At 80.2% G+C, this 232-nt stretch carries 1 protein-coding gene; it reads right to left on the bottom strand.

All coding sequences use genetic code 11. The features are described 5' to 3' along the window. Nucleotides 1–232, bottom strand: a 232-nt coding sequence (locus JNW98_RS11180) for a LysR substrate-binding domain-containing protein (RefSeq protein ID WP_263420645.1), incomplete at both ends; no start/stop codon positions are given.

Genomic DNA, 232 nt, shown 5'->3' with positions numbered 1-232 from the left:
GATCGGGACGGACACCAGGTGCTCGGCCCCGGCGCCGCGCGGCGGCCCGAGGGTGACGGCCACGTCCAGCTCCCCGGCGGCGAGCGCGGCGGCGCTGCGGGCGGACGCCATCTCGTGCAGTTCCAGCCGCACGCCCGGCCGTTCGCGGCCGAACCGGCCCAGGACGTCCGGCAGCGGCGCCAGCAGCGCGGAGGCGACGAACCCCAGCCGCAGCCGGCCGGTCTCACCGCGC

The sequence above is a fragment of the Streptomyces huiliensis genome (assembly GCF_020037025.1).
GTDB classification, from domain to species: domain Bacteria; phylum Actinomycetota; class Actinomycetes; order Streptomycetales; family Streptomycetaceae; genus Streptomyces; species Streptomyces huiliensis.
The sequence above is the reverse complement of the archived record's forward strand: the minus strand, read 5'-3'. Positions and strand labels throughout refer to the sequence as shown.